Origin of the sequence: Cellulomonas sp. IC4_254, from assembly GCF_011603975.1 — a bacterium.
In the GTDB taxonomy this organism is placed as follows: domain Bacteria; phylum Actinomycetota; class Actinomycetes; order Actinomycetales; family Cellulomonadaceae; genus Cellulomonas.
Genome location: NZ_JAANNB010000177.1, coordinates 1 through 8,075, shown reverse-complemented (window position 1 = coordinate 8,075; position 8,075 = coordinate 1). Strand labels below are relative to the sequence as shown.

The 8,075-nt window shown below is 76.2% G+C and carries 7 protein-coding genes; 4 read left to right on the top strand and 3 right to left on the bottom strand.

What is annotated here, in order from left to right; genetic code table 11:
• Positions 1-70 precede the first annotated feature (70 nt).
• Positions 71-1,399, top strand: coding sequence for an amino acid permease (locus tag G6556_RS15095; protein WP_166943128.1), 1,329 nt, complete (start codon positions 71-73; stop codon positions 1,397-1,399).
• A gap of 9 nt (positions 1,400-1,408) precedes the next feature.
• On the opposite strand, the gene G6556_RS15090 is transcribed toward G6556_RS15095, so the two are convergent.
• Positions 1,409-2,032 carry a LysE/ArgO family amino acid transporter gene (locus G6556_RS15090; protein ID WP_166943125.1) on the bottom strand — a complete coding sequence of 208 codons (624 nt, stop codon included), beginning with the start codon at positions 2,030-2,032 and terminating at the stop codon, positions 1,409-1,411.
• Positions 2,033-2,151: 119 nt separating this feature from the next.
• Between G6556_RS15090 and G6556_RS15085 the strand changes: the two genes are divergently transcribed.
• Positions 2,152-3,036 (top strand): ArgP/LysG family DNA-binding transcriptional regulator, encoded by an 885-nt coding sequence (locus G6556_RS15085; protein ID WP_166943122.1) that lies wholly within the window; start codon positions 2,152-2,154, stop codon positions 3,034-3,036.
• Positions 3,037-3,121: 85 nt separating this feature from the next.
• Here G6556_RS15085 and G6556_RS15080 read toward each other — a convergent pair whose 3' ends face one another.
• Positions 3,122-5,464, bottom strand: coding sequence for a glycoside hydrolase family 65 protein (locus G6556_RS15080; protein WP_205693546.1), 2,343 nt, complete (start codon positions 5,462-5,464; stop codon positions 3,122-3,124).
• A gap of 82 nt (positions 5,465-5,546) precedes the next feature.
• Here G6556_RS15080 and G6556_RS15075 point away from each other — a divergent pair, with 82 nt between their 5' ends.
• Both G6556_RS15075 and G6556_RS15070 read left to right on the top strand, forming a co-directional pair.
• On the top strand, positions 5,547-5,750 hold the full coding sequence (locus G6556_RS15075) for a hypothetical protein (protein ID WP_166943116.1): 204 nt from the start codon (positions 5,547-5,549) through the stop codon (positions 5,748-5,750).
• Positions 5,675-6,097 carry a type II toxin-antitoxin system PemK/MazF family toxin gene (locus G6556_RS15070; RefSeq protein ID WP_346774929.1) on the top strand — a complete coding sequence of 141 codons (423 nt, stop codon included), beginning with the start codon at positions 5,675-5,677 and terminating at the stop codon, positions 6,095-6,097. Before G6556_RS15075 ends, G6556_RS15070 begins: the two co-directional genes overlap by 76 nt.
• On the opposite strand, the gene G6556_RS15065 is transcribed toward G6556_RS15070, so the two are convergent.
• The coding region (locus tag G6556_RS15065; protein WP_166943111.1) for a DEAD/DEAH box helicase at positions 6,098-8,075 on the bottom strand (1,978 nt) is incomplete at its 5' end.

Here is an 8,075-nt window from a genome sequence, read left to right as displayed (position 1 = left end):
CGACCCCGCCGCCGCGCCGGAGGGCGCCCGGGACCACCTCGGCCAGGGTCTGCGCACCCGGCACCTGACGATGATGGGCCTCGGCTCCGCGATCGGCGCCGGGCTGTTCCTCGGCAGCGGCGTCGGCATCGCCACGGCCGGCCCGGCGGTGCTGGTGTCCTACGCGATCGCCGGGGTGCTCGTCGTCCTGGTGATGCGGATGCTCGCCGAGATGGCGTCCGCGCTCCCCGCGAGCGGGTCGTTCTCCGTGTACGCCGAGCACGCGCTGGGGCGGTGGGCCGGGTTCACGCTCGGCTGGGTCTACTGGTTCACGCTGATCATGGTGCTCGGCGCCGAGGTCACGGGCGTGTCCCGGATCGTCACCGGCTGGCTGCCGGGCGTGCCGCAGTGGGCGGTCGCGCTGGTGGTGGTCGCGGTGTTCGCCGCGGCGAACCTGGCGGGGGTCCGCAAGTTCGGCGAGCTCGAGTTCTGGTTCGCGCTGGTCAAGGTCGCCGCGATCGTGGTGTTCCTCGTGCTGGGCGTCCTGCTGGTGCTGGGCCTCCTGCCGGGGACCGACCCGGTCGGCACCACCAACCTGCTCGGCCACGGCGGGTTCGCGCCGGCCGGGGTCGGTGGCGTGGCGGCGGGCCTGCTGGTGGTGGTGTTCGCGTTCGGGGGCATCGAGATCGTGACGATCGCCGCCGCCGAGGCGCGGGACCCGCAGCGCGCGGTCGGCCGGGCCACCCGCACGATCCTGTGGCGGATCCTGCTGTTCTACGTCGGCTCGGTCGCGATCATGGTGCTCGTCCTGCCGTGGGACGCCCCGGTGCTCCAGCAGGGGCCGTTCGTCGCGGTGCTCGACGTCGCCGGGCTGCCGGGCGCGGCGCGGCTGATGGAGGCCGTCGTCGTCATCGCGCTGCTGTCCGCGTTCAACGCGAACGTGTACGCGACGTCCCGGATGGCGTACTCGCTGGCGGGCCGGGGCGACGGCCCCGCTTTGCTGCGCCGGGTGTCCCGCCGCGACGTGCCGTGGGTCGCGGTGCTGGTGTCGGTGGCGTTCGGCGTCGTCGCCGTCGGCCTGAACTGGGCGCTGCCGGACACGCTGCTCGGCATCCTGCTCAACGCGGTCGGCGCGGCGCTGCTGGTGGTCTGGGTGCTGGTCGCCGTCGCGCAGCTCCGGCTGCGGCCCCGGCTCGAGGCGCAGGCCCGGGAGCGCGGCGAGCGGTTGCCGCTGCGGATGTGGGGCTACCCGTGGCTGACGTGGGCGACGCTCGCCGCGCTGGCCGGGCTCGTCGTGCTGATGCTCGCGGACGGGTCCGCCCGGGGGCAGCTGCTCTCGACGGCGGGGCTGGTCGCGGTCGTCGTGGCGATCTACGGGGTGACGGCTCTGGTGCGCCGGCGCCGGGCCGCGGCGGCCTGAGCCGGGCGGTCACAGCCCCAGCAGCAGGCTGAGCGCGATCGCCGTCATCACCAGCGCGATCACCCCGTCGAGCACCCGCCACGCGCCGGGCCGGGCGAACAGCGGCCGCAGCAGCCGCGCCCCGTACCCGAGGCCGGTGAACCACAGCAGGCTGCCGAGCACCGCGCCGCCGCCGAACCACCACCGGTCCGCGCCGTGCGTGCCCGCCACCGACCCGAGCAGCACGACCGTGTCCAGGTACACGTGCGGGTTGAGCCAGGTCAGCGCGAGGCAGGTCGCGACCACGGGCCACACCCGGGTGGGGGCGGCGGCGTCCGCGTCCTCCGTCGTCAGGGCCCCGGCGGGACGCAGCGCCCGCCGCGCCGCGACCACCGCGTACCCGAGCAGGAAGGCCGCGCCTGCCAGCCGCGCCACGGTCAGCACGGCCGGGTGCTGGTCGACGAGGGTCCCGAGACCGGCGACCCCGGCGGCGATCAGCGCCGCGTCGGACAGCGCGCACACGGCGACCACCGGCAGCACGTGCACCCGGCGCAGGCCGGTGCGGAGCACGAACGCGTTCTGGGCGCCGATCGCGACGATCAGCGACAGGCCGAAGGCGAGGCCGGTGAGGACGGCGGCGAGGGAGGTGGGCACGGGCCGACGGTAGGGCGCCGGGTCGACATCAGTCCAACGACTGATAGTGGTGGTGCATCAGCGTGGCTGATGGGACCTCCGGCCCGCCCGGGCCCGGCGGTCCTCGGTAGGGTCCCCGCATGGCCGACGTCGACCTCCCGCAGCTTCGCGCCCTGCTCGCCGTCGTCGACGAGGGCTCGTTCGAGGGCGCCGCCGTCGCCCTGCACCTCACGCAGTCCGCGGTGAGCCAGCGGATCCGGGCGCTGGAGACCGCCGTCGGGCAGGTGCTCGTCCGGCGGACGCGGCCCGCGGGCGTGACGGCGGCCGGCGAGGTGTACCTCCGGCTCGCGCGCCAGCTGCTCGCCCTGGCCGACGAGGCGCACGCCGCGGTCACCGCCGGCGCCACCTCCGGCCGGCCGGTGCTGCCGATCGCCGTGAACTCCGACTCGCTCGGCACCTGGGTGCTGCCGGCGCTGGCGCCGCTCGCGGACGAGATCGTGTTCGACCTGCACCGCGAGGACCAGGACCACTCCGCCGACCTGCTGCGCGAGGGCACCGTGGTCGCCGCGATCACCACCGCCGCCCGCCCGGTCCAGGGCTGCACCTCGCACCGGCTCGGGGTGCTGCGGTACCGGCCGATGGTCGCGGCGCACCGGGCGGCGGCGCTGCTGCCGGACGGCCCGACGCCGGCCGGGCTCGCGACGGCCCCGCTGGTGGTGTTCGACCGCAAGGACGACCTGCAGGACCGCTACCTGCGCGGCCGCGGCGCCGACCCGGCGCTGCCGCCGCGGCACCACGTGCCCGCCTCCGCCGACTTCACCACGGCGGTCCGCCTGGGCCTGGGCTGGGGGATGCTGCCCGACGCGGACGCCAGCGCGGGGGAGGCGGACGGCACGCTCGTCGACCTCGACCCCGGGCGGCACGTCGACGTGACCCTGCACTGGCAGCAGTGGACCGTGCGGACGGCCGCGCTCGAGCGCACGGGCGCCGCCGTCCGCGCGGCCGCGGCGGCCTACCTGCGCTGAGCCCGCGCGCGCCGAGGTCGTCGGTCGTGCCCCGGCACGCGGTGCGACACGCCGGTCCCGGGGGCGGGACCGACGACCTCGGCGGTCAGGTCTCGTCGAACACCGGGTGCCGGTGCGGCGGCTGCGGCGGGCTGGGGTGGTGCTCGGCGGGCGGCTGCGGGCGCTCCTGCTCCGGGGCCGCCGTCGTCAGGTGCACCGGGTCGCCGTGGTGGGTGAGCCGCGCCTCCTCGCCGGACAGCAGCCGGTAGGCGACGACGTCCTGCCGCACGTCGACCTCGACCCGGGCGCCGGCCTGGAGCACCGTGAACGCGATCCGGGTGAGCCGGCGGGGCAGCCGCGGCGTCAGGTGCACCGCGTCGCCCCGCTGCCGCAGCCCGCCCAGCCCGACGACCAGCGCGGTCCACGCGCCGGCCAGCGCCGCGACGTGCAGCCCCTCGGCGCTCGACGCGCGCAGGTCGGACAGGTCGATCAGCGCGCACTCCCGGGCGTACGCGTAGGCGAGGTCCGGGTGCCCGACCTCCGCGGCGACGACGGCCTGCGCCGGCGCGGACAGCGAGGAGTCCCGCACGGTGATGGCCTCGTAGTACGCGAAGTCGCGGCGCTTCTGCTCGACGGGGATGTCGTCGGCGGCGACGTGCAGGGCGAGCACCAGGTCGGCCTGCTTGGTGACCTGCCGCCGGTAGATCTCGACGAACGGGTGGTGCTCCTGCAGCGGGTACCGGGTGTTCTCGGGGGCGGTGAAGTCCCACGGGGCGCGCCGCGTGAACCCCTCGTGCTGCTCGGTGACCCCGAGCTCGGCCGAGTGCGGCACCATCATCCGGTCGGCCGCGCGGCGCCACTCGGCGCGCTCGGTCGCGGTCACCCCGAGCCGCGCGGCGACCTGCGGGTGCCGCTCGCAGGCGTCGGCGGCGGCCCGGAGGTTCTCCCGCGCGACGAGGTTCGTGTACGTGTTGTTGTCGACGACCGCGGTGTACTCGTCCGGGCCGGTGACCCCGTCGATCCGGAATCCGTCGGGCGTGTGGTGCCCCCGGCCCGCCCACAGCCGGGCGGTCGGCACGAGCAGGTCGACGGCGACGTCCCGGTCGAAGACCTCGTCGCCGGTCGCCGCCACGTGCCGGGCCGCGGCCATGCCGATGCCGGCGTTGACGTGGAAGGCCGCCGTCCCGGCGGGCCAGTACCCCGAGCACTCGCGGCCGCTGATCGTCCGCCACGGGAACGTGACGCCCGGCAGGCCGAGCTCGACGGCCCGGGCGCGGGCCTGCGGGAGCGTGGCGTGCCGCCAGCGCAGGTGGTCCGCCGCCGCCCGGGGCAGCACGTGGTCGAGCACGGGGAGCACGAAGCACTCCGAGTCCCAGAACGTGTGCCCGTGGTACCCGGTCCCGGCCAGCCCCTTGGCCCGGATGCCGGCGCCGTCCGCCTGCGCCGAGGCCTGCACGACCTGGAGCAGCGCGTAGCGCGCCGCCTGCTGCAGCTCGTCGTCGCCCGCCACCAGCACGTCGCCCCGCGCCCAGACGCCCGCCAGCTCGGTCTCCTGCTCGTGCCGCAGCCCCGACCAGCCGGCCGCGCGGGCGGCGCGCAGCTCGGCGTCCGCCTGGGTGTGCAGCGCCTCCGGGTCGGACCCGCCCGCGTACGCCGCGAGCACGACGACCTCGACCGACTGGCCGGCGCGCAGGTCGACGGTCAGCACCGCGCCGTGCGGGTCGTCGGTCGACCAGGTGGCCGCGACCCCGTCCTCGGCGGTCACCTCGTGCGCCGTGCGGACCACCACCTCGCGGCCGGACCGCTCGGCGCGCTGGTGCACGGCGGAGCCCTCGGGGTCGTGCCGGCAGGTCAGCGTCCGCACCCCGGGCTCCTGCGCCGGCCCCGCGTCCGCGTGCCCGCAGCCCGGGACCGGGCGGGCGGTCAGCGTCACGTCGGCCTCGGCCCGCAGCCGCCACCGGGTCGCGACGACCCCGCGCCGGGTGAGCGGGACGAGCCGGCGGGAGCTCAGCGTGACGGTGGCGCCGGTCGAGGGGGCCGTCCAGCGCTGCTCGCGGTCGAGCACGCCGCGGCGCAGGTCGAGGACCCGGTCGTCGTGCGGCGTGTCGTGCCGGGGCCCGTCCTCCTCGGCCGGGGGCATGTCGGCCGGGGGCGCGTCGACCGGGTCGCCGTCCACCGCCCAGCCGAGCGCCCACGCGTCCACCACCGGGACGAGCACCTCGTCGACCGCCGGGTAGGCGTACGCGCGCTCGGCGTAGGTGTGCGGCACCTCCTCGTAGACGGTCGCGAGCAGGGTGCCCGGTCCCAGCCCGTGCCCGGGTCGTTCGGGCACGGCGCGCACGCCGAGGTAGCCGTTCGACAGCGTCAGCACGGAGGCGGCGGCCGCGGGGTGGTGCAGGTCCAGGCGGGACTGCCGGACGTGCCAGGGGTCGTCGGATCGGTGGAGCACGGGGTCACTCCACCACAGCGCCGACGGACCGGCGCGGGGAGCGTGTTGAACAGATGTGCAACACCGGCGTAGGTTCGTCGTCATGGCGACGCGCACCATCGGTTTCCGACCGAGCCCGGAGGACGAGCGGATCCTCGCGGCCGCGGCAGCGGCGGGCGAGAGCACGACGGACACGATCCGGCGTGCGCTGCGCCTGCTCGACCACGAGCGGTGGCTGGAGCAGATGCGCCGGGACGCCGACCGGCTGCGGGACGAGAACCTCGCCGACGAGCCGGACGCCTGGTGATCCGCGGGGCGGTGCACCGTGTCGACCTCGGTGCACCGCGCGGGCACGAGCAGGGTGGTCGCCGCTACGCCGTGGTCCTCTCGCCCACCGATCTGAGCTGGTCCGTCGCCACCGTCGCGCCCACCTCGACCAGTGCGCAGCCAGCGCTGTCCCGACCCGAGGTCGAGGTGCTCGGCCGCCCGACGCGGGTGCTCGTCGACCAGATCAGGACCGTCGACGTCGACTACCTGTCCGCCGACCCGGTCGACTACCTCGGCCGGGACGCGATGGCGCAGGTCGACCACGCGCTGGCGCACTACCTCGGCCTGGTCGCCGCGGACGGCCGCGGGTCGTCCGCGCGACCCTGATCAGCCCAGGAGGTCGCGCAGGTCGTCGGCGGTGAGGGCGGTCGAGAACAGGTCGCCGTCGTCCAGCACGGCGTCCACCAGCGCGGCCTTGCGCGCCTGCAGCGCGACGACCTTCTCCTCGATGGTGTCCTCGGCGATCAAGCGGTAGACCAGCACCGGCCGGTCCTGCCCGATCCGGTGCGCGCGGTCGACGGCCTGCTGCTCGGCGGCGGGGTTCCACCACGGGTCGAGCAGGAACACGTAGTCGGCCTCGGTGAGGTTCAGCCCGGTGCCGCCCGCCTTGAGGCTCAGCAGGAACACGGGCGCGTCCCCGGTGCGGAACTCGTCGACCACCTCGCCGCGCCGGGTCGTCGACCCGTCCAGGTACACGTACGGCACGCCGGCGGCGTCGAGCCGGTCGGCCGCGCGGGCCAGGTACGACGTGAACTGGCTGAACACGAGCGCGCGGTGCCCCTCGGCGACGACGTCGTCCAGCTGCTCCAGCAGCGCGTCGAGCTTGGCGGACGGGCTGCCGGCCAGTGCCGGGTCGATGAGCGAGGCGTCCAGGGCGAGCATCCGCAGCAGCGTCAGCGACCGGTAGACGATGAACCGCTGCCGGTCCAGGTCCTCGATCAGGCCGAGCACCTTCTGCCGCTCGCGCTGCAGGTAGCGGTCGTAGACGTCGCGGTGCACGGGGTCGAGGGCGACCGTCAGCGTCTGCTCCTGCTTCTCGGGCAGGTCCGCGGCGACGAGGTCCTTGGTGCGGCGCAGCAGGAACGGCCGGATCCGGCGGCGGAGGCGTTCGAGCCGGCCGGCACGCAGCCGGGCGGCCGACTCCGGGACGTCGCCCGCGCCGGGCCCGGTGGTGATGCCGGCGTGCGCGTCCTCGATCGGGCGGACGTACTGCAGCGCGAACGTGGCGGCGGGCGGCAGCAGGCCGGGGGTCACGAGGTCGAGCAGCGCGTGCAGCTCGGTGAGCGAGTTCTCCACCGGGGTGCCGGTGAGCGCGACGGTGAACGGCGCGCCCAGGTCCTTCGCGGCGCGGTGCACGCGGGACGACGGGTTCTTCACCTGCTGCGCCTCGTCGAGGACGAGCCCGGCCCAGCCGACCGCCCGGTACGCGTCGGCGTCCAGGCGCAGCAGGGCGTAGGACGTGACGACGACGTCGGCGCCCGCGGCGACCTCGGCGATCGGCGTCGGTCCGGCGGCCTGGGTCGCCTCGACGCGGCGCACCGTCAGGCCCGGCGTGAACCGTGCGGCCTCGGCCACCCAGTTCGGGGTCACCGACGTCGGCGCGACCACGAGGAACGGGCGGCGTTCCTCACCCGGCTCCCACCCGTCGACGGCGTGCTGGAGCAGCGCCAGGGTCTGCAGGGTCTTGCCCAGCCCCATGTCGTCCGCCAGGATCCCGCCGAGCCGGTGCCGCCAGAGGAACGCCAGCCACGCGAACCCCTCGGCCTGGTAGGGACGGAGCTGGGCGCGCAGCCCGGCGGGGGTCGGCACCGGCGCCGGGGCGTCCCCGGCGGCCTCGGCGAGCAGCCCGCGCCACGCGTCCGGCGCCTCGGCCTCGTCGGCCAGCTCCGCCAGGTCGGCCCACAGGCTCGTCTGGTGCCGGCTGACCCGCAGCCCGGTCTCCCACTCGGCGAGCTCGCGGGCCTCGGCGACGAGCGCGGCCAGCGGCTCGAGCGCCGGGTGGTCGAGCGACAAGTAGGTGTGGTCGACCAGGCGCATCCGCCGGCGCCCCTGGGCCAGCGCGGCGAACAGCGGGCCGAACGGCACGGTGCGGCCGTCGATCGTGACGGTGACGCCCAGGTCGAACCAGTCCGTCCGCTCGCTGGGCTGGGCCGTGACGGTGAGCACCGGGGCGTCGTGCAGCACCCGGTAGTCGGGGGCGGTGCCCACGGTGTCGACGCGGACGCCGGGCAGCACGGCGATCCGGGGGAGCGCCGCGGTGACGAAGTCGGCGGCGTCGGCGTCCCGGAGCGTGGACGGCGGGGGG